The following is a 20518-nucleotide window of genomic DNA, read 5'->3' as shown; positions in this document are numbered from 1 at the left end:
AATTTTTCTTTAAAATACAAAAATTGATGGATAACGTATCAAATATCATTAAAGAAATAAAAGCAGGAAATGTAAAGCCGATTTATTTTTTAATGGGAGATGAACCTTACTATATAGATAAAATAGCTGAGTTTATAGAAAACAATGTTTTACCCGAAGAAAGCCGTGGTTTTGATCAAACAGTTTTGTACGGAAAAGATGTTTCTATTCAGGATGTTGTTGGCGCTGCCAAGCGTTTTCCGATGTTGGGAGAAAAGCAAGTTATTATTGTGCGCGAAGCGCAAGAACTTTCTAGAAACATAAACGAACTAACCGCTTATGTTGAAAATCCGCAACCAACTACCATTTTAGTTTTTTGTTACAAACGTGATAAGCTAGACGGAAAATTAAAAGTTACTAAAGCACTTACCAAACAAAATTATATTTTTCATAGTAAAAAGAAATATGAAAACGAGGTGCTTAAATGGATGACCGGCGTGCTAAAAACCAAAAAACTAACTATTGAACCTAAAGCAGCTGCTTTGTTTATTGAATTTTTAGGAACTGATTTAACCCGAATTTCTAATGAGTTTGATAAGCTGGCTATTTTATTAAAACCAGGTGATGTAATTACGGTTGATATTATTGAGCAGAATATTGGTTTTAGTAAAGATTATAATAATTTTGAGCTAATTAGTGCCATTAGTACGTTAAATGTGCAAAAATCGTATCGCATCATCAATCAGTTTTCTAAAGATCCGTCTGCTAACCCAGTGCTGTTAACCATTAGTGCGTTGTATACGCATTTTAAACGTATTTTAACTTATCATGCATTACCAAATAAAAGCAATGCTGCATCGGTTTTAAAAATGAGCCCGTATTTTGTGGGTGAAATAGAACAAGCTGCTAAGTTGTTTCCGATGAAAAATACAGCAAAAATTATTAGTGCTTTGCACCGATTGGATGTAAAAAGCAAGGGCGTTGATGCCGGAAATATTTCGCACAATGATTTGCTGAAAGAAACATTAATTTCTATTTTTGAAAATGTAAAAAAATAACAAGCAACTTCAGGCTATGAAAAATAAAGATAATAAGAAAATGATGAATAAAAATTCAATTTTGGGGTGGGCAACTCTTATTATGATTGTAATGGGTATTTTGTTAATTACTTTAGGGGTTTTTAGATATTACGAAGTTGCTGGCTTAGGTTTTGCAGCTGTGGGCATTGGTTTTTTTGCCATTGCTTGGGTATTTAACGCCTTAAAAGGTAGGGTATAAAAATAAAAAAAGGAAGTACAATTTGTACTTCCTTTTTTTTATTTTGTTCCCCAAGGTTTTACCGGAGTTTCTACTTGCTTTTTTAAATCAAAAACTACGCTAAAAACACGATCAGTATCAATTTTTTCTAAGTTATAACTAAAAGCATCTTTGGTTAAAGTAATCCACCAAACGTTGCTGTAAGCATAACCAATTAGCTTTTGTGTAAAAATATCGGCTGGAAAATATTGTAAAGTTTCGCTTCCGTAATTAGATGCCGTTCCGCCATATTGTGTTACTTCATCTTCAGATCCATCTTCTTTTCTGTGGTCGTGTTTTAAGGTAATAAGCCCTTTGCTGTCTTTGGTTAAAACCCAAGTTCTAGAATGGTTGTTACCTACGTGAAACGGAACGCGAATTTCATTTTTATCGCAGCTCATTACGTGCATTACTAATTTTTCGCCCGTAAATCCGTCTCCTTCTTTGCCGCCTTTTACAATTTTTCCTTCAAAAGATTGTCCGCAAAGCTTTGTAAGATTGTCCCAAAAAATGGTAGCATTTTGTTTTTGTGCAAAAGTTGTTGTTGCTATAAAAAGCAAGGTTAGTAAAAGTGATTTTTTCATAGTGGAAATTTGTATGTTAGTTAATTTTTTTGTGGTGCTTTGAAGGTTGTTTTTACATTTGGCCTTCCGTAATTTATGTAAATATTCTCCCATATAAATAATTGTTCTGAAAGCGGAGATTGTTTATTTATAATCAGCTCAACTATATCATTATCAATTCTTTTTTTATAATGTTCATATTGGGTGGAATCTACAATAACTTTATTTTTTGGGTTTAGTAATATGTAAAAATCTTTTCCTGCAAGATTTGTATAATCTGAATTTATAATAAACCCACAAGTTATAACATCGTTTAAATTGGTAATGTCCGCTGATTGCGATGCTTTTTTTAGTTTTTTAAATTGCTTGTTGTTTTTTGGATTTATAAAACCTGTAGGTTGATAACTAATAAAATCTATTTTTTTGTTTTTAGTCATTTTAATCAGGGTCTTTTGGTCGTTTAAACTTACGTATTGGTATTCATTTTTTTTAGAAATTTTAGACATCGGACCACATGAAGCAAAAAACAAAAGCAGTAAAAGTAAAGATAAATTTTTCATTTCAGTTTAGTTAATTTTGCTCTTCAATAAACGGCATCATTTCTTTATCAATATTTTCGCGTAAAGCTTTTAATCGCAACGCATATTCTTCGTATTTGCTTTCAATTTCGTCTTGTGGAACAAATTTTTCTACATTCGATGGTTTTCCGTTTCCATCAACAGCTACAAAAACAATCACGCAGTGCGTTTTTTTAACAAAATTAGGATTCTGAATTCCGCGAGAATAAACATCAACTGCAATATGAATGCTGGTTTTACCGGTATAAATAACGTAGGCGTCAACTTTAATTACTTCGCCAATATTTATGGGTTTGTAAAATCGAATACCACCAACATAAATGGTAACGCAATATTTTTCGGCCCAAGTACTTGCGCAGGTATACGCAACCTGATCAATCCATTTCATTACAACCCCGCCGTGAACTTTTCCTCCAAAATTAACATCGGTTGGTTCAGATATAAATTGAAATGTGATTCTATTATTTTTTCTCATAATGCATATTTTGTTTGAATATCTGACATTTTTCTAAGAAAGCAAAATATAAAAATAAATTAGCTGTTTAATAAAATAAGGCAATTAATATTTCTGCTTTAATTGCGTATATTTAGCAGTGAAAATATAAGATTACTTTAAAAACCTTTCCAACAAAAAAGCAACCAGTTACGTAATGAAGTTTACCAATTTTATTATTCAATTTTTAAAAGAACATCCTGTTGTTAGGTTGTTAAACAATTCCGTACAAAGTTTTTTAAACGATAATGCGCTTAAATTTAGCGCTGCGTTGTCGTATTATACCGTTTTTGCAATTGCACCTTTATCTATTATAATAATTGCGGTTTGCGGGTATTTTTATGGAGAAACCGAAGTGCGTAGCGAATTATTTGCACAAATTAGCGCTTTGGTTGGACAAAATTCGGCACAACAAATAGAAACTGCCATGCAAAACATAAACATTGATGGCGAAAATAAAATAGCTGCCATTGTTGGTGGTGTAACTTTGTTGTTTGGTGCCAGCGGAGTTTTTGCCGAAATTCAAAGTTCTATTAATTACATTTGGGGTTTTCAGGCTAAGCCAACCAAAGGTATTTTACGTTTTGTAATTAATCGTTTGCTGTCTTTTTCCATGATTGTTAGTTTAGGATTTATTTTGTTGGTAACCTTAATTTTAAACTCAGCTTTAGATTTTATTTACAATAACTTTTTTAAAGATTTGTTCGACTTTTCAGTTTATTTGATGCTGATTTTAAACAATGTGGTTATTTTACTTGTTGTAGCCATTTTGTTTGCAGTTATTTATAAGGTTTTGCCGGGCGGACATATTAGATGGAAAGATGCTTCGGTTGGAGCTTGTTTTACAGCTGTTTTATTTATGTTAGGTAAATACGGAATCGGGTTTTATTTGGGCAATACGAATATTGCAACGGCTTACGGAGCTGCCGGATCGGTTATGTTAATTTTAGTTTGGGTATATTATTCGGCTATGATTTTGTATTTCGGAGCTGAATTTACAAAAGAATATTGTAAAATGTACGGCGTTAAAATTAAACCCGATAAATTATCGAGCCCAATTATTAAATATTACGAAGTGCCAAAACCTATTGCCGAACAATTAATAAACGATATTAAAAGCATCCATCATAAATAAATTGTTTCGCATCAAAGTGCTGAATTTGCTGGTTTTTAAAGTACCTTTGTATAAAAATAAATATGAAAAAAATTACTTCCTTTTTATTCTCTGTTTGTTTGTCAAGTTTTGTATTTGCCCAAACTCCAAGTTTTGATATTGTGCCTTTAGGTGTTTATGGCGGAGGATTAGAAGGAAATTTATCGGCATATTTAATAGGCGAACACAACGCCAATGAATTTATTTGTTTTGATGCCGGAACCGTAGGATCTGGAATTAAAAAAGCGGTTGAAAATAAAACTTTTACAACCACAGAAGCCGATGTTTTACAAAACTACATTAAAGGTTATTTTATTACCCACGGGCATTTAGATCATAATTCCGGCTTAATAATCAATTCGCCTTCCGATGCTAAAAAACCAATTTACGGATTCGATTTTGTAATAGATATTTACAAAGATCATTACTTTATAAACAGCACCTGGATTAATTTTGCTAACGATGGGCAAACGCCTATTTTAAACAAATACCAATATCATTATTTAACAGCTAAAAAACCCGTTGCGTTGCAAAATACAAAGCTTACAGCAACGCCATTTGTTTTAGATCATGTTAAACCCTATAAAAGTTCGGCTGCTTTAATTGCAGATGCCAATCAAAATTATGTGTTGTATTTAAGTGATACAGGAGCAGACCGATTAGAAAAAAGCGAGCAGCTAAAAAACTTATGGCAATATGTTGCGCCATTAATTAAAAACAAACAGCTTAAAGCTATTTTAATTGAGGTTTCTTTCCCAAACGCACAACCCGAACATTTGCTTTTTGGCCATTTAACTCCAAATTTATTGCAAGAAGAATTAGCTAGCTTAGCTCAATTTACCGGCAAAAAAGCATTAAAAAATTTGAACGTAATTATTACGCATATTAAACCAGAAGGTGATAATGAAGCTGTGATTCAGCAAGAATTGTTAGCTAAAAACCCATATCACGTACATTATATTTTCCCGAAACAAGGTGAGAAAATAAGCTTATAAACTCGTTTAAAGCCGTTGTTTGGCGCTGTGGTTTAATAAATTTGTTTACAACAACTTCAATAAAACACTAAAAGTAACGTTCAGTGTTTCAGTTAAATATCAATCGTGTATTACATTGTAGGTATTAACTGTTTAAAGAAATATTAATTTTCAGAACTTTTAAAGTTTCACAATTTTAAGTAAATTAGCGAAAAATAGAATAGTATTTATGCAAGAGCAAAACCAATATACCGAAGATAATATCCGTTCTCTCGACTGGAAAGAACACATCAGAATGCGTCCCGGTATGTACATCGGAAAGCTTGGAGATGGCTCATCTCCGGATGATGGTATTTACATTTTATTAAAAGAAGTTTTAGACAACTGTATCGATGAATTCGTTATGGGAGCCGGTAAAACCATTGAAGTTACCATTAAAGACCGCCTGGTTTCGGTTCGTGATTACGGACGTGGAATTCCTTTAGGTAAGTTGGTTGATGTGGTTTCTAAAATGAATACCGGAGGTAAGTACGATTCTAAAGCTTTTAAAAAGTCGGTTGGTTTAAACGGGGTAGGTACAAAGGCAGTAAATGCACTTTCTAGTTTTTTCCGTGTTGAATCGGTTCGCGATAATATGCATAAAGCTGCAGAATTTTCTGCAGGTAATTTAACGCAAGAAGAAGATGCTGTAGAAAGCAGCAAACGCCGCGGAACCAAAGTTACCTTTTTGGCAGACGAAACTATTTTTAAAAACTACAAATTCAGAAATGAATATATAGAACGCATGCTTAAAAATTATTGTTACCTAAATACGGGATTAACTATAATTTATAATGGTGAAAAGTTCTTTTCTGAAAACGGTTTAAAAGATTTATTAGAAGAAAATATTTCGCAAGACGATATGGTTTATCCAATCATCCATTTACGTGGTAACGATATCGAATTGGCAATCACCCACAGTAAATCACAATATTCAGAAGAATATTATTCTTTTGTTAACGGACAAAATACCACCCAAGGTGGTACGCATTTAGCAGCTTTTAAAGAAGCTGTAGTTAGAACGGTTAAAGAGTTTTTTAATAAAAATTTTGAAGCGTCAGATATTCGCAAATCAATTGTTTCTGCTATTGCATTAAAGGTTGAAGAACCGGTTTTCGAATCTCAAACCAAAACCAAATTAGGTTCTACCGATATGGGCCCTAACTTGGCTACCGTACGTACGTTTGTTAACGATTTTGTTAAAACACATTTAGACAACTTTTTACATAAAAATCCCGAAATTGCCGATGCTTTGCATCGTAAAATTTTACAAGCAGAGCGCGAGCGTAAAGAACTTTCTGGTATTCGTAAACTAGCAAAAGATCGTGCTAAAAAAGCAAGTTTACACAATAAAAAACTGCGCGATTGTAGGGTACATTTAACTGATATTAAAAACCCAAGATATTTAGAAAGTACGTTGTTTATTACCGAAGGTAATTCGGCATCGGGTTCTATCACCAAATCGCGTGATGTAAATACGCAAGCCGTTTTTAGTTTACGTGGTAAACCGTTAAATACTTACGGCATGACCAAGAAAATTGTTTATGAAAATGAAGAATTTAACTTGCTACAAGCTGCCTTAGATATTGAAGAAGATTACGAAAGCTTACGCTATAATAATATTGTTTTAGCAACCGATGCCGATGTTGACGGTATGCATATTCGTTTGTTAATGATTACGTTTTTCTTGCAGTTTTTCCCGGAATTAATTAAAGAGGGGCATTTATACATTTTACAAACCCCGCTTTTCCGTGTACGAAACAAAAAGAAAACCATTTATTGTTATACCGAAGAAGAACGAATTAATGCTATTGAAGAGCTAAAACCTAAGCCAGAAATTACTCGATTTAAAGGTTTGGGTGAAATTTCTCCTGATGAATTTAAAAACTTTATCGGTGATGATATTCGTTTAGAACCTGTAATGTTAGATAAAGCATTTTCTATTGAAAATTTATTAGAATTTTACATGGGTAAAAACACACCAGACCGACAAGAATTTATTATCGATAATCTAAAAGTAGAATTAGACGCTGTTGAAACTGCCGAAGCGTAATTTTAACAAGACCAAAATAAATGAGCCAAGACGAAAATAATACCAATGAATTTTCTTTTGATCCAGAAGATCAAAACCAATATAACGAACCTTTAAACCAGGAAGATGCTGCGGATGAAGCAGAAGAATTAGAACTGGAAGAAGATTTTGAACCTACAGATGGGGGAGAAACAATAAAGCGCGTAACGGGCATGTACCGTGATTGGTTTTTAGAATACGCATCTTATGTAATTTTAGAGCGCGCTGTACCGGCGATTGAAGACGGATTTAAACCCGTGCAACGCCGTATAATGCACTCAATGAAAGAACTTGACGATGGGCGTTACAACAAAGTAGCAAACATTGTTGGGCATACCATGCAATATCACCCACACGGTGATCAAAGTATTGGAGATGCCATGGTGCAAATTGGTCAAAAAGATTTGTTGATTGATACCCAAGGAAACTGGGGTAATATTTTTACGGGTGATGATGCAGCAGCATCGCGTTATATCGAAGCACGTTTGTCTAAATTCGCTTTAGAGGTATTGTATTCGCCAAAAATCACGCCTTGGCAACTTTCGTACGACGGACGTCGTAACGAACCCATAAACTTACCCGTTAAATTTCCACTTTTATTGGCTCAAGGTGGAGAAGGGATTGCGGTAGGTTTATCAACCAAAATTTTACCTCATAACTTTTTAGAATTAATAGATGCATCTATTAAACATTTAAAAGGTAAACCGTTTACTATTTATCCAGATTTTCCAACGGCCGGTATAGCCGATGTTTCTAGTTATAACGACGGAATGCGCGGTGGGCGTGTGCGTGTGCGTGCGCGAATTTCTCAGTTAGATAAAAATACGCTGGTAATTAAAGATATTCCTTTTTCTACCAACACATCAAACCTAATCGACAGCATTTTAAAAGCAAACGAAAAAGGTAAAATTAAATTAAAAAAGGTAGAAGATAATACATCTTCTGAAGTAGAAATTTTAGTGCATTTAGCGCCTGGTGTTTCGCCAGATAAAATGATTGATGCTTTATATGCCTTTACAAACTGTGAAATTTCTATTGCACCATTAGGTTGTGTGATTGAAGATAACAAACCATTATTTGTTGGCGTTACCGAAATGCTTAAACGTTCTACCGATCGTACGGTTGAACTTTTACTAAGTGAACTTAAAATTGAATTAGGTGAGCTAGAAGAACAATGGCATTATTTATCGTTAGAACGTATTTTTATCGAAAACCGTATCTACCGTCATATTGAGGAAGAAGAAACCTGGGAAGGCGTAATTGAGGCAATCGATAAAGGGTTAAAACCATTTATTGGCAATTTAAAACGCGCGGTAACTTTAGATGATATTACCAAGCTAACCGAAATTAAAATTAAACGTATTTCACGCTTTGATATTGATAAAGCCAACGAAAAAATTGAAGCTTTAGAAGGCGATATCGAAAAAGTAAAATACAACATAGAACATATCATTCCTTTTTCAATCGATTATTTTACCAATCTGCGTACAAAATACGGTAAAGGAAAAGAGCGTAAAACCGAAATCAGAAGCTTTGATAATATCGAAGCAACAAAAGTTGTTTTACGTAACACCAAATTATATGTAAACCGTGAAGAAGGTTTTATAGGAACCGGATTGAAAAAAGACGAATACGTCGCTGATTGTTCGGATATTGATGATGTAATTATCTTTTTACGAAGCGGCCAGTTTGTAGTTACAAAGGTTGACGATAAAAAGTTTATTGGTAAAGACATTATTCACATTGGTATTTTTGATCGTAACGACAAACGCACCATTTACAATTTAATTTATCGCGATGGCAAAAGCGGACCATCGTACATCAAACGTTTTAACGTTTCTGGGGTAACCCGCGATAAAATGTACGATTTAACAGCCGGAACAGCCAATTCACAAGTGCTTTACTTCTCATGTAATCCAAACGGAGAAGCCGAAATTGTTACTATTTTACTACGTCAGGTAGGTAGTGTTAAAAAACTGAAATGGGATTTAGATTTTGCCGATATTGCTATTAAAGGCCGTGCAAGTAAAGGTAATTTAGTTACAAAATATGCGGTTAAAAAGATTGAGATGAAAGAAAAAGGAATCTCAACCTTACGTCCAAGAAAAGTTTGGTTTGACGAAGTTGTAAAACGCCTAAATGTTGATGGACGTGGTACCTTGTTAGGTGAATTTAAACCTAACGATCGCTTGTTAATTATTACCGAGTCCGGTAAAATTAAAACCATAATTCCTGAATTAACCACGCATTTTGAAACCGATATGCTGATTATAGAAAAATGGAATCCTAAAAAACCAATTTCTGTAGTTTATTTTGAGGGTGAAAAAGAACGCCATTATGTAAAACGTTTTATTATTGAAAACGAAAATAAAGAAGAAACCTTTGTTTCTGAGCACGATAAAACTAAAGTTGATTTTGTTTCAACCGATTGGTTGCCGCGTATAGAAGTTGTTTTTCCTAAAATAAAAGGCGTGCAAAAAGAATCTTTAGAAATTAATTTAGAAGAATTTATTGCCCTTAAAGGAATTAAAGCTTTAGGTAATCAGTTAACTCCAGATAAGGTTAAAGAAATTAAAGTTTTAGAACCTTTACCTTATGAAGAAGTTATAGAAGAAGAATCTGAAAACAACGATTCTAAAATTGAAGAAGATATTCAAGATATTATAATTGAAGATGACGGACAAACTACCTTATTTGGTGGTAATGAATAAAAAAGTCGGCTATTTAGCCGACTTGTTTATAGTAAAACAGCCATGCAATATTGCATGGCTGTTTTGTTTATTCTAATTCTTTCGTAATTTTTTTTTAATGGTTTTATTGCGCGGATAAATTAAATTTTTAGGCAAATACGGATAACGATACAAAAGCAAGATAATTAAAAGTAAAATACCAGCTATGGCAAAGTAACCGTACATTTCTTTAAACGAGGTTAATAAAATTTGCTTGCTAAGCAATCCTTGTAAAACTTGCGGTTGCGCGCTAAATAAGGATGCATTAACTTTATCTAACGAGGCAGAAAGAAGCTGAAAGTTTTTGGTAGTTGTAACCTGAAATAAATGGTAGGTTAAGGCACCGCCAATTGCACTTCCGCAAGCTGCGCTCATAAAAGCCTGTATTGAAATGGCTTGAAAAAAGTGCTGAAAAGGCACACGCATCAAATCAGAAATTAAAACAATAGCTAAGGTTACATAACCAAAGTTTCGTAAAAATAACGGAACCGCTAACATGTATTTGCTTGTATTGGCATCAATTATAAAATACATACCAATTTCGTACAAAACAATGGCGCCGATGCCAATCATAAATGTTTTTTTAAATGATTGCTTGGCAACTGCAAAAAAGCGCCAAGTAAAAAAAGCTCCAGCAACTACACCGATCCAGCTAATTAAATTAATATCGTTTATATTATGCGTATCGTAACCTAAAACCGCCTCAAAATAAATATGTTCTACTAAATGTGTTGGAGCGATTAAAATATCAATTATAAAATATAACAATACAGATTGCCAAACGGGTTTATAAGTAAAGGTTTTTAAATCTATAAACGGATGTCGAATAAACGAGGCGCGATAAATATTTAAAGCAAGCAACACAACTAAAAAAACAGTAGCCATTTGTATGGAGCTCGAATCGTACCAATCTAAATGATTACCGTAAATAAATATAAAATTGATGCACAGCATTATTAACCCCCACATAAAAGCACCAAACCAATCAATACCAAATAAAGGTACAAAAGGCATGTACATGCCGTTATTAAACAGAAGTAAAACGGCTAACATCATAAGTAATAAAACTCCAATAACTACGTAATTTACGTATTGAAAGTTAGTAAATAACGAAACGTAAATTTGAGTTGCTCCACCCATTATAATAACGCCCTGAACCAATAGGTAGATGTATGAAAAGAAAATGGGCATATCTCGCGTTGGGGTAATCCATAATTGAATGGAAGAATTACACTCAAACGTTGCCCACATTTTTAACATACCGGCTACAAAACAAACCGAAACTAAAACAAATAAATTTACGGTATATAAGCAAATTATGTTGCAAATTACCAGTCCGCCGCAGCAAACCAACATGGATGTTTTACTAGTAAAGCGCATTTTTAAGCGCAGCATAAAAGTAAACACCAAAACCATTCCGACCATTGAGGCAAAACCTGCCATTTGCACATCTTCAGTAAGCAATGCTCTTCCAGAAACCATTTCGTTTAAGGTAGCTAAATACACACCACCGCCCGAAAACTGTACCAAAACAACAAAAAGAACAAAAAGCCATGGTTTTATTTTTTCTGGAATATAATTGTTAATTGCTGGAATGCGAAACGGACCCATAGGTGCGTCCATTCCCATTATAAAAGTACTTTACATTCAACATTCATTCCTGCACGTAATTTCTGAAGCAATTCAGCATCATTGCTATCTGCAAATTCAATTTTTACAGGAATACGTTGTTCAATTTTTACAAAGTTACCCGCAGAATTATCTTGTGGTAAAACCGAAAAACTTGCTCCGGTAGCATTAGCAACCGATTTTACAATACCTTTTAATGTAACGCCAGGTAAGGCATCAACTGCTAATTCAACTTCTTGATTTTCTTTAATTTGATGCGTTTGCGTTTCTTTATAATTAGCAATAATCCAAATATCATTGTTATCAATAATATCTACAACCGGTTGTCCGGGCTGAAGTAATTGTCCAACTTGTAAATTTTTGCGTCCGGTGTGTCCATCGGTTGGCGCAACAATTACCGTGTACGATAGGTTTAGTTTTGCTAATTCCACCGCAGCTTTTGCCAATTCAATTACTGCATCGTTTTGCATTAAGCGTAAATTTTGCTCGTTTGTAGCTAAAATGGTGGTTTGTTTTTGGCGTGCTAAAGTTTCGTATTTGGCTTTTAATGCCACATATTGTGTGTGTTTACCATCATATTCCTGTTGCGTTACCGATTGTTGTTCTAATAATTTTTTATAGCGTTTGTAATCGGTTTCAGCATTATCTAATAAAGCTTTTAATTCGGCCAATCCTGCATCGGTTACCGCTGTATTATTTGCAATTGTTTTTACAGATGATGCAACAATATCTTTACCAGCTAATGCGCTTTGATAATCGGCTTCAGCTTGAGCCAAGCGATATCTAAATTCGGTATCTTCTATAATTAATAAGGTATCTCCTTTTTTTACAGGTTCGTACTCATCAAATTTAATTTCTTTAATATAGCCAGAAACCCTTGCGTTTGCTGGAACTATTAATTGTTTTACTTGTGCGTTGTCGGTATATTCTACATTTCCTAAAAAGAAAAATTTAGAACCTACCCAAACTAATCCGCCTAAAACTAAAGCGCCAACAATAATATTATAGGTGTTTTTTTTGCGTTTATGATTCATTTTATATGATTTTTTTAATTGATTTTATAAAATTCCTGCTATTTTTTTAAGTTGGTAGTAGTGAAATAGAATATTCATTTCTGCATTAGCTGCTTGTAATTCGGCATCTAATTTTGTGTTTTCGGCATCAATCATTTCGGTTATCAACGCCAACTGATTTAGATATCTATTTTTAATTACGTTGTAGTTTTGGTTTGCCAATTCAATGCTTTTAAGTTGTGTGTTGTACAAAGCAATGCTTTCGTTGTATTTAATACGTGCCGATTCTATTTCTAGCGCAACCTGCTCTTTTTTATTTTCTTGCTGTTCTAAAGCATTTTCCTTTAAAAATCGGGTTTGTTTAATTTTAGCGTTTGATTTGTATAAAGACGAAATATCATAACTTAAACCAACGCCCACATTCCAATAATTAAAATTGTTGTTTAAAACCGGAATTTCTATCATGACCGGTCCATTAAAGTAATTGCCAGCAAAGGCAAAAAGTTGTGGTAATTTGCTCGACTTTGCTTGTTTTTCGGTGTGCGCTGCATTTTCAACTTCTAAAACACTTTGTTTTAGTTCTTTCGCGTTTTTGCTTGCCACGTTTTGCCAATATTCACGATCGTCGTTACTTTCTTTCGTAATTTGATTAATTGGTTCTAAATGCAATTGCGTACCTAATGGTAGCTGAACCATTTTAACTAATTCGTTGTTTATAATAGCTGTAGCATTATTTACTCGAATTAAATTTAGTTGCAAGGCTTGTAATTGCAGTTCAAAGCGCGTAATGTTGTTTTTTAAGCTAATGCCTTGTTCGGTTTTGGCAGTAACTTGTTCTATTACTTTTTGGGTTTGTTTGATGTTGTTTTCAATAATTTGTTTTTGATTGTTTAGCTTTTGTATTTCTAAATAATATCCAACAATTCCCAAACGAATGCCTTGCTGCACTTTTTCTTTTTCTAAAACCGTTAAAGATTGCTTGTTTTTGGCTTTAGCAATGGCAGCATTTACTGCACCACCGGCAAAAATAAGTTGTTTGGCTTCTACAATAAAGTTGTTTCCAAATTCCGGAATAGGTACGCTAAAACCGTTTTTAAAATTTCGGCCTGTAATGTACCCGTCGCCAATGTACGAAGCCATTACTGTGGCATTTACGTCGGGTAATCGGTTGTTTTTTTCATCCCGAACAGCTTGTTCTTCAATTTTTGCATAGTTTTCTAAAACCTTTAAATCGCGGTTGTTTGCATCGGCCAAGGCAAACAAATCGTTTAGGTTGTACATTTTGTTTTGTGCTTGTAAATAGCTTGGTAAGCTGCTTAGCACACAAAAACACAGCAGTACTTTTGTTCTTAATTTCATAAAAAATATCTTACACTAATTCGTAGGCAAATTTCCGTCAATTTTTAAAAAATTAGTTATTCTATTTTTGTATAGAATTGGTTTATTTTGAATATTTTTGTTATTGTAATACAAAAGATTTAATAAAAAATGGCAGACAAAATAATTTATGATTATGATTTGTTTACAGCAAGCAGCCAGAAAGATAGTACGAAAAGAAGTTTGAGCGTATTGCAATTAAATCAGCAGCAGTTTTTATCTGTTTTGCAACAAAATATCAACTTAAAATCAACTTTGTTTTTATTGGTTTTATCTGGAACTGCTGAGGTAGAAATTAATTTTAGAAAACATCAGGTTCAAACGCAGGATATGTTACTGCTATCTTTTGGACATTTGTTTAAAATACAGCAGGTAAGTTCTGATTTTGTTTGTTTAAGTTTATATATTGAGAAGGATTATGTGGCCGAAATGTTCTCGATTGATATGCTGTATAAACGGGTAAAGTACAACGTAAAAATGTACAAAAATCCAATTTTGCATTTAAACGATTCTGATTTTAATTTGTTAACAGCCCGTTCGGTTTATTAATGATATCAGCTTACAAACACAACATAATTATTATCGCGAAATGTTGCTAAATGCGTTGCGCATTTACTTTTTAGATTTAAGCCATTGTATAGAAACCAATTATTTACAAGAAATAGATGATAACCCGAGTCGGGAAGATGTTTACTTTCAGCAGTTTTTAACTTTAATTTTAAAGCATTACAAAACCGAACATTTGGTGCAATTTTACGCCGATCATATTCATATCACATCACATTATTTAACACAAATTGTAAAAAAGCTTACGGGGCAAACGGTTTCTGATTTTATTTTTGATTTATTGTACAGTGAAGCCCGTCAATTATTAAAACAGCCCGATTTAACGGTACAAGAAATTGCAGATATTTTAAACTTTTCAGACCAATCTGCTTTCGGAAAATTTTTTAAACGCAAAAGCGGCATGTCGCCATTAAGTTTTAGAAAGCTATAAAAAGTACCCAAAAATTAATTAATTTTACCTGAAATAACGAAATAATGAGTGATTTAACTAACTATAGAAAATCGTACGAAAAAAGTGCGTTGAACGAAAATGAATTACCAGAAGATCCGTTAAACTTGTTTCATAAATGGTTTAAAGAAACCGAAGCATTTGGTGGAGTAGAAGAGGTGAATGCCATGACGATTTCGACTTTAGGTTTAGATGGGTTTCCTAAAGCACGCGTTGTTTTATTAAAAAAATACAACGAAAACGGGTTTGTTTTTTATACCAATTACGAATCTGAAAAAGGAAAAGCTTTACAAGCCAATCCGCACGTTTGTTTGTCTTTTTTTTGGCCAAGCATAGAACGTCAGGTAATTATTAAAGGTTTAGCCGAAAAAACATCAGATTTAGATTCGGATAACTATTTTCATTCGCGTCCGTTTGGTAGCCAAATTGGTGCCATTGTTTCTCCTCAAAGCGATGTAATTCCAAATCGTGAATTTTTAGAAAATCGCTTAAAAGAATTAGAACAGCAGTGGGAAGGAAAAGAAGTTCCACGTCCGGAGTTTTGGGGTGGTTTTTTAGTTAGGCCCGTTTCGGTAGAATTTTGGCAAGGACGTCCGAACCGTTTACACGATCGTATTCGTTATAGCATACGAGATGAAATGGATTGGAAAATTGAACGTTTATCATCATAAAAAAAGACAGCTTTTAGCTGTCTTTTTTTTATTTTATCTTTTTAAATACGTATCAAAATAACGTGCTATTTTAGTGTTTAAATGTACACGATCTATGCCGCGAACGTTGTGCTCGTGCGTTGGATATAAAAAGTAATCTACTTGAATACCAGCTTTAATGCACGCCTCTATAAATTCCATAGAATGTTGCTGAACTACCACTGGATCTTGCGCTCCGTGAATAATTAACAAATCGCCTTTTAAATCTTTAACTTTATTTAGGGTTGATGTTTTTGCGTAACCTTCTGGATTTTCTTGCGGTGTATCCATGTAACGCTCACCGTACATCGCTTCGTACCATTTCCAATCCATTACCGGACCTCCGGCAACACCAACTTTAAAAATATCGTTGTAATTTAAAAGTAAAGAAGTTGTCATAAAACCTCCGTAGCTCCAGCCGTAAACTCCAATTTTATTTTGGTCCACAATAGCAAGCGATTTTAAATAATCAACGCCTTTTAATTGATCGGCCATTTCATTCACACCTAAATTTCGGTGGGTTACGCGTGTAAAATCACGTCCACGGGCATCGCTCCCGCGATTATCTACAGTAAATACTACATAATCGTTTTGTGCCATATAATAATCAAATAACGAAGCGCCGCCCATCCAACGGTTTTTAACCAATTGTGCATGCGAACCTCCGTAAACGTAAATCATTACCGGGTATTTTTTGTTTGCATCATAATTTAATGGATAAATAATACGTCCGTTTAATGGCGTTTTACCGTCTGCAGCCGTAATTTCTACCAATTCCATTTTAGGCATATCAATTAATCCTTCAAACGGATTTTTAGCATCAACCAAAACTTGAGTTTTTTTGTTTTTTAAATTGATGATTTGAATTACGTTTGGCGTGTTTACGTTTGAATACTGATCTAATAAAAACGTGCCATCTGTACTTAAACTTGCATTATGATAACCAGGTTCTGTTGTTAGTTGTTTGGTTTTACCTTTTTTCAGTTCAACTTGAAATAATTGACGGTCTAAACCATTATTGGTAATTCCCATGTAACTGATTGATTTTCCGTCTTTACTAAAACCTAAAACTTTTTCTACAATTACATTTTCAAAACCTAATTTTCTTACCAATTTACCTTTGGTATTGTATAAATACATTTGGTTGAAACCTTCTGCATCGGTTTGGTAAATAAAATGTTCTGCATCGTTCGGAACAAAAAGTAAAGCATGTTGCGGTTCTACCCAAGTGCTAAGTTTTTCTTCAAACAATGTTTTTATAAAGTTACCTGTTGTTGCATCGTATGCATTTAATTTTAAATGATCTTGTCCACGATTTAAAACACCAACATAAACCGACTCTCCATTTGGTGACCAGGTTACGGTTGTTAAATATTGTTCTTTATCTCCATCGGTTTTAAGCGTTACTTTACGATCGGTTTTTAAATCATATACAATTAATGTAACTTCTTCAGATTTTTCGCCCGCCATTGGGTATTTTGTGTTTTTAATTGTCGCAACACGCGTATCCCATTGTGGTAACGGATAATCAGCTACCATGCTTTCGTCTTTTCTGTAGTACAATAACTTATCTGCAGTTGGGCTCCACCACATACCGCGATCAATTCCAAATTCTTGGCGATGCGTATTATCAGATCCATTAACTATGGCAGTATCGGCATCATTGGTAACGTTTTTAGTTACGTTTTCTGCATTGGTAATTTTAATATTGTTACCATCTAACCAAGCAACCAAGCTATTGCTAGCATTTACAATAGCATTTGTACCATTTTCTGCATACGGTAAAGCAGATAAAATATTTTTTGTGTTGGTGTTATACTCAACTATATATTTATTTTGCTCTGAAGCAACAGTAAAGGTAATTAGGTTGTAATTTACCCAATTGTAATTGTAGGGAAATGTTTTTAAGGCAAACGTTTCGTTTGGTAGCGCGTTTTTTAATGCTTTTTCGATATCAGATTTTGTTGCAATGGTTTCGTTACGTTGGGTAACTGCACTTTGAACAATTAAGTTTTGATAGCTCGCATCTAAATACGAAACTGTATTGTCGTTTTTAGACCATTTTATACCATTTAAATTTTCTACACTAAAAGCACTGCTGCTTAAAGTTGCTTCTTGAATGGTTAATGTACGTTGTGCAAAACCTAAATGGGTTGCTAAAAGCACAAGTAAAAAACTGTATTTTTTCATGTTTGTTTTATTATTAGTAACTAAATATAGTACAAAATCGCTTATCTACTAAGTAAATAAGCGATTACCTTAAATTTTCTTTAATCGATCTAAATCGCGTTGCGTATCTCGTTCTTTAATGCTTTCGCGTTTGTCGTAATTTTTCTTACCGCGTGCCAAAGCAATTTCTACTTTAGCCAATCCTTTTTCGTTGGTATACAAACGTAAAGGTACAATGGTTAAACCTTTGTTTTGTAAGCTTTTATTTAAACCTTTTAATTCGCGTTTGTTTAATAAAAGTTTACGTTCGCTTTTGGCTTTATGATTGTAATGCGTTCCGTATGAATATTCTTCAATATGAGAATTAATCATGAAAAGTTCTAAACCATGAAATTCACAAAAACTTTCGGCAATAGAAGCTTTACCCAATCTGATGGATTTAATTTCGGTACCGGTTAATACAATACCTGCGTTATATTTTTCTAAAAATTCGTAATCGAATTTTGCTCTTTTATTTAGGATATTTACATTTTTGACCATGCTACAAAAATAATTTATTTTACTACAAGTTATAAAAATAACGTTATTTTTTTAATCAAGTGCAGAAACATGATATTTGTCAGGAATTACTGCGTTTATAAAAAGTAGTTTTGCGGCATGTTTTACAACTTCCCCGAGTTTATAACTATTAATTTTAAACGCTTAAAATATATATTAAAATCTAATGTTAAATTTTTTTAAATAACATGTGATTTACCCTGAAATTTTAAGAGTTTTTTTGTTATTTTTAATAAAGACTATGTTTAAATAGTCTTTATTTTTTTGTACTTTAATATTAGAAAAAACGTTACAATAAAAATTAAATTACAATGGAAAATTTTCAAATAATAGAAAAGGAAAAAATAGATACATTGCATTTTCCTACAACTGATGTTTTACAAGATAAAGAAGAAATAGCGAAGCGCTTATCAGATTTAGATAAAGTTACTATTTTAGGAAATGGTGATCATATTAAAGTTGAATTGTTTTTTGAAGACGATTCTACAAAATACCGAGTAGATACAACAGTTTGGGGCGTTACCGATGCCCGAGTTATTTTAAAACAAGGTATTGTTTTACCTATTAACAGAATTTACAAAATAGTTTATTAAAAAAAAGAACTCCAATTGGAGTTCTTTTTTTTATTTTTTAATGTTTTCTAATTGCGCAATTGCATCTGCATCGTTTGCAGTTTTAGCTTGTTTTAAAAGCAGATCAGCAAATTTTGTTATTTCTTTTTTAGCTTGTTTGTTTTTAAGCTCGGAGTTTAACGCACCTAAAATATAAACCTTATCTTCTAATTCATACGCGTTGTCTTTCAAAATTCCTTCAAAATAACTATTGATTTCTTTACTCGGGTTTTTAGCATCAAAAAATTCAACGCGTTTGCTTACTAAAATGTTTTCGGGTTTGCTTGTGTAACCCGTTGCAAGCATATATTTTTTTAGTTGTTCAAAACTTTGAGGCGTCCATTTAAAGTTCGGATCGGTTAAATCGATGCTGATGATGTTTTTGAGAATATCAACTTCGTTGTTTTTTAATTGGCCCGAATCTAAACCTTTTAACTTATTTAAATTGTTTACCCAATACGTATAAAAGCCATTATTGGTTGTAAACACAGCGTTTTTTAATATAATATAGCTAGTATCATTCCCAAGCTGATTTTTATTAAACGAATTGTACAACATATCGGCAATTTCATCGGCTAATGCTTTATCTTGATTTAGTTGTGCTAAAGCCGAATATTGATATAAGGTTGCTAAAGATTTATCTCCGTTTTTAACACGTTCGCCAAGTTTAGAAGCTTGAACTTGTGGGTTAAATGCATCAGTAGCTAAGTTAATTATAAAGTTTTTTTCCGGCTTTCCGGTGGTGTAATGTAAAAAGTTTTCGTTTTTATCAAAATAAACAAAGTTAGGTACGTCGGTAAAAAAAAGTTTATGTTTTTTTAAAAAATCTTCTTCTTCTTCAGTTAATCCATTAAACGTATTTATTTTATAACTAACAAAAGTTTTATTGTACACATCGCCAACTTCTTTACTTGCTAAAATAGGTTGTACGCGCTGACAATGGTGACAGGTTTCGTTATAAAATTCTATAAATACGCCTTTATTTTCTTTTTTAGCTTTGTTAAAAGTTTCGGTTAACGTTTGTTCAAATTGAATTTGAGCAAAAATAGCATTGGTAAATAAACAAGCTAAAAGAATTAGTTTTTTCATTCGATTTATTTTTGGTGATTTTATTATTTAGTTGATTGCTCTTTTAAAGCAAATACTTGTTGCTACATGAACATATGGACCGTAGTTTGCAATTACTTGAAAGCCGTTTGCTTGATATAAAGCAATAGCAGCTTTCATTTTAATTCCGGTTTCTAAAATGCATGAGGAATATGTTAATGACTGAGCCCATGCTTGCAATTCGTTTAAAATGTTGGTAGCAATACCCATGCCACGCATTTTAGGTTCAACAAACATGCGCTTAATTTCTACCGTTTCGGTATCATATATTTTAAAAGCGCCACAACCAACCGGTTCATTATTTTGATAGGCAACCAAAACATGATGAATTGCATCTTGCGTATTTAATGCAGCAAAAAAAGGTGCTTCATCACCATCTTTTTCAGCAAGATCTATATCTAACTTTTTAATAAGTTGCAAAAAATAAGGATTAGCTACGTCGGTTTTTTTAAGGATTAATGCAGGCATTTTGTAA

At 33.1% G+C, this 20518-nt stretch carries 20 protein-coding genes; 10 read left to right on the top strand and 10 right to left on the bottom strand.

Annotated elements, in window-relative coordinates:
• The first annotated feature begins 26 nt into the window (after positions 1-26).
• Positions 27-1037 (top strand): DNA polymerase III subunit delta, encoded by a 1011-nt coding sequence (gene holA, locus K5I29_RS05425; protein WP_264434884.1) that lies wholly within the window; start codon positions 27-29, stop codon positions 1035-1037.
• Positions 1038-1080: 43 nt separating this feature from the next.
• On the top strand, positions 1081-1257 hold the full coding sequence (locus K5I29_RS05420; protein ID WP_264435166.1) for a CAL67264 family membrane protein: 177 nt from the start codon (positions 1081-1083) through the stop codon (positions 1255-1257).
• 38 nt (positions 1258-1295) lie between these two features.
• Here K5I29_RS05420 and K5I29_RS05415 read toward each other — a convergent pair whose 3' ends face one another.
• Genes K5I29_RS05415 through K5I29_RS05405 form a run of 3 tightly spaced genes read right to left on the bottom strand, consistent with a single transcriptional unit; the run spans position 1296 to position 2891 of the window.
• A complete protein-coding gene (locus K5I29_RS05415; RefSeq protein WP_264434883.1) occupies positions 1296-1859 on the bottom strand; it encodes a hypothetical protein in 564 nt (187 codons plus the stop codon).
• Positions 1860-1879: 20 nt separating this feature from the next.
• A complete protein-coding gene (locus K5I29_RS05410; protein WP_264434882.1) occupies positions 1880-2398 on the bottom strand; it encodes a hypothetical protein in 519 nt (172 codons plus the stop codon).
• A 10-nt stretch (positions 2399-2408) separates the two neighbouring features.
• Complete coding sequence (locus K5I29_RS05405; protein WP_264434881.1) at positions 2409-2891, bottom strand: acyl-CoA thioesterase; 483 nt, start codon at positions 2889-2891, stop codon at positions 2409-2411.
• 175 nt (positions 2892-3066) lie between these two features.
• Between K5I29_RS05405 and K5I29_RS05400 the strand changes: the two genes are divergently transcribed.
• The 4 genes from K5I29_RS05400 (at position 3067) to K5I29_RS05385 (ending at position 9857) form a co-directional block, all read left to right on the top strand.
• Positions 3067-4044, top strand: coding sequence for a YihY/virulence factor BrkB family protein (locus tag K5I29_RS05400; protein ID WP_264434880.1), 978 nt, complete (start codon positions 3067-3069; stop codon positions 4042-4044).
• A 62-nt stretch (positions 4045-4106) separates the two neighbouring features.
• Complete coding sequence (locus K5I29_RS05395; protein WP_264434878.1) at positions 4107-5057, top strand: 3',5'-cyclic-nucleotide phosphodiesterase; 951 nt, start codon at positions 4107-4109, stop codon at positions 5055-5057.
• A 208-nt stretch (positions 5058-5265) separates the two neighbouring features.
• Complete coding sequence (locus tag K5I29_RS05390; RefSeq protein ID WP_264434876.1) at positions 5266-7128, top strand: DNA topoisomerase IV subunit B; 1863 nt, start codon at positions 5266-5268, stop codon at positions 7126-7128.
• Between the two features lie 20 nt (positions 7129-7148).
• Positions 7149-9857, top strand: coding sequence for a DNA gyrase/topoisomerase IV subunit A (locus K5I29_RS05385; protein WP_264434875.1), 2709 nt, complete (start codon positions 7149-7151; stop codon positions 9855-9857).
• Positions 9858-9929: 72 nt separating this feature from the next.
• On the opposite strand, the gene K5I29_RS05380 is transcribed toward K5I29_RS05385, so the two are convergent.
• From K5I29_RS05380 to K5I29_RS05370, 3 genes are read right to left on the bottom strand one after another with little or no spacing between them, the layout of a single operon-like run.
• Positions 9930-11498 carry an efflux MFS transporter permease gene (locus K5I29_RS05380; RefSeq protein WP_264434874.1) on the bottom strand — a complete coding sequence of 523 codons (1569 nt, stop codon included), beginning with the start codon at positions 11496-11498 and terminating at the stop codon, positions 9930-9932.
• A 5-nt stretch (positions 11499-11503) separates the two neighbouring features.
• Positions 11504-12538 carry an HlyD family secretion protein gene (locus K5I29_RS05375; protein WP_264434873.1) on the bottom strand — a complete coding sequence of 345 codons (1035 nt, stop codon included), beginning with the start codon at positions 12536-12538 and terminating at the stop codon, positions 11504-11506.
• Positions 12539-12562: 24 nt separating this feature from the next.
• Positions 12563-13876, bottom strand: a complete 1314-nt coding sequence (locus K5I29_RS05370; protein ID WP_264434872.1) for a TolC family protein — start codon at positions 13874-13876, stop codon at positions 12563-12565.
• 129 nt (positions 13877-14005) lie between these two features.
• Here K5I29_RS05370 and K5I29_RS05365 point away from each other — a divergent pair, with 129 nt between their 5' ends.
• Genes K5I29_RS05365 through pdxH form a run of 3 tightly spaced genes read left to right on the top strand, consistent with a single transcriptional unit; the run spans position 14006 to position 15580 of the window.
• Complete coding sequence (locus K5I29_RS05365; RefSeq protein ID WP_264434871.1) at positions 14006-14443, top strand: hypothetical protein; 438 nt, start codon at positions 14006-14008, stop codon at positions 14441-14443.
• Positions 14444-14483: 40 nt separating this feature from the next.
• Positions 14484-14891 (top strand): helix-turn-helix domain-containing protein, encoded by a 408-nt coding sequence (locus K5I29_RS05360; protein WP_264434870.1) that lies wholly within the window; start codon positions 14484-14486, stop codon positions 14889-14891.
• Positions 14892-14935: 44 nt separating this feature from the next.
• A complete protein-coding gene (gene pdxH, locus K5I29_RS05355; RefSeq protein WP_264434869.1) occupies positions 14936-15580 on the top strand; it encodes a pyridoxamine 5'-phosphate oxidase in 645 nt (214 codons plus the stop codon).
• A 33-nt stretch (positions 15581-15613) separates the two neighbouring features.
• Here the strand turns inward: pdxH and K5I29_RS05350 are convergent, their stop codons facing one another.
• Entirely contained in the window at positions 15614-17788 is a 2175-nt protein-coding gene (locus K5I29_RS05350) for a S9 family peptidase (RefSeq protein WP_264434868.1), read from the bottom strand.
• A 69-nt stretch (positions 17789-17857) separates the two neighbouring features.
• A complete protein-coding gene (smpB, locus tag K5I29_RS05345) occupies positions 17858-18307 on the bottom strand; it encodes an SsrA-binding protein SmpB (RefSeq protein WP_264434867.1) in 450 nt (149 codons plus the stop codon).
• A gap of 329 nt (positions 18308-18636) precedes the next feature.
• On the opposite strand from smpB, the gene K5I29_RS05340 reads away from it, so the two are divergent.
• On the top strand, positions 18637-18918 hold the full coding sequence (locus tag K5I29_RS05340) for a hypothetical protein (RefSeq protein WP_264434866.1): 282 nt from the start codon (positions 18637-18639) through the stop codon (positions 18916-18918).
• Between the two features lie 30 nt (positions 18919-18948).
• Here the strand turns inward: K5I29_RS05340 and K5I29_RS05335 are convergent, their stop codons facing one another.
• Positions 18949-20025, bottom strand: coding sequence for a TlpA family protein disulfide reductase (locus K5I29_RS05335; protein ID WP_264434865.1), 1077 nt, complete (start codon positions 20023-20025; stop codon positions 18949-18951).
• A gap of 27 nt (positions 20026-20052) precedes the next feature.
• On the bottom strand, positions 20053-20511 hold the full coding sequence (locus tag K5I29_RS05330; RefSeq protein WP_264434863.1) for a GNAT family N-acetyltransferase: 459 nt from the start codon (positions 20509-20511) through the stop codon (positions 20053-20055).
• Between the last annotated feature and the right edge of the window lie 7 nt (positions 20512-20518).

It is taken from the genome of Flavobacterium agricola, from assembly GCF_025919725.1.
In the GTDB taxonomy this organism is placed as follows: Bacteria; Bacteroidota; Bacteroidia; order Flavobacteriales; family Flavobacteriaceae; genus Flavobacterium; species Flavobacterium agricola.
Note: the sequence above shows the minus strand (reverse complement) of the source record. Positions and strands in the feature narration are given on the sequence as shown.

What these genes read in the sequence shown, in the direction of transcription:
- holA (WP_264434884.1), top strand. Translation starts at nt 27, where the DNA reads ATGGATAACGTATCAAATATCATTAAAGAAATAAAAGCAGGAAATGTA.
- K5I29_RS05420 (WP_264435166.1), top strand. Translation starts at nt 1,081, where the DNA reads ATGAATAAAAATTCAATTTTGGGGTGGGCAACTCTTATTATGATTGTA.
- K5I29_RS05415 (WP_264434883.1), bottom strand. Translation starts at nt 1,859, where the DNA reads ATGAAAAAATCACTTTTACTAACCTTGCTTTTTATAGCAACAACAACT.
- K5I29_RS05410 (WP_264434882.1), bottom strand. Translation starts at nt 2,398, where the DNA reads ATGAAAAATTTATCTTTACTTTTACTGCTTTTGTTTTTTGCTTCATGT.
- K5I29_RS05405 (WP_264434881.1), bottom strand. Translation starts at nt 2,891, where the DNA reads ATGAGAAAAAATAATAGAATCACATTTCAATTTATATCTGAACCAACC.
- K5I29_RS05400 (WP_264434880.1), top strand. Translation starts at nt 3,067, where the DNA reads ATGAAGTTTACCAATTTTATTATTCAATTTTTAAAAGAACATCCTGTT.
- K5I29_RS05395 (WP_264434878.1), top strand. Translation starts at nt 4,107, where the DNA reads ATGAAAAAAATTACTTCCTTTTTATTCTCTGTTTGTTTGTCAAGTTTT.
- K5I29_RS05390 (WP_264434876.1), top strand. Translation starts at nt 5,266, where the DNA reads ATGCAAGAGCAAAACCAATATACCGAAGATAATATCCGTTCTCTCGAC.
- K5I29_RS05385 (WP_264434875.1), top strand. Translation starts at nt 7,149, where the DNA reads ATGAGCCAAGACGAAAATAATACCAATGAATTTTCTTTTGATCCAGAA.
- K5I29_RS05380 (WP_264434874.1), bottom strand. Translation starts at nt 11,498, where the DNA reads ATGGACGCACCTATGGGTCCGTTTCGCATTCCAGCAATTAACAATTAT.
- K5I29_RS05375 (WP_264434873.1), bottom strand. Translation starts at nt 12,538, where the DNA reads ATGAATCATAAACGCAAAAAAAACACCTATAATATTATTGTTGGCGCT.
- K5I29_RS05370 (WP_264434872.1), bottom strand. Translation starts at nt 13,876, where the DNA reads ATGAAATTAAGAACAAAAGTACTGCTGTGTTTTTGTGTGCTAAGCAGC.
- K5I29_RS05365 (WP_264434871.1), top strand. Translation starts at nt 14,006, where the DNA reads ATGGCAGACAAAATAATTTATGATTATGATTTGTTTACAGCAAGCAGC.
- K5I29_RS05360 (WP_264434870.1), top strand. Translation starts at nt 14,484, where the DNA reads ATGTTGCTAAATGCGTTGCGCATTTACTTTTTAGATTTAAGCCATTGT.
- pdxH (WP_264434869.1), top strand. Translation starts at nt 14,936, where the DNA reads ATGAGTGATTTAACTAACTATAGAAAATCGTACGAAAAAAGTGCGTTG.
- K5I29_RS05350 (WP_264434868.1), bottom strand. Translation starts at nt 17,788, where the DNA reads ATGAAAAAATACAGTTTTTTACTTGTGCTTTTAGCAACCCATTTAGGT.
- smpB (WP_264434867.1), bottom strand. Translation starts at nt 18,307, where the DNA reads ATGGTCAAAAATGTAAATATCCTAAATAAAAGAGCAAAATTCGATTAC.
- K5I29_RS05340 (WP_264434866.1), top strand. Translation starts at nt 18,637, where the DNA reads ATGGAAAATTTTCAAATAATAGAAAAGGAAAAAATAGATACATTGCAT.
- K5I29_RS05335 (WP_264434865.1), bottom strand. Translation starts at nt 20,025, where the DNA reads ATGAAAAAACTAATTCTTTTAGCTTGTTTATTTACCAATGCTATTTTT.
- K5I29_RS05330 (WP_264434863.1), bottom strand. Translation starts at nt 20,511, where the DNA reads ATGCCTGCATTAATCCTTAAAAAAACCGACGTAGCTAATCCTTATTTT.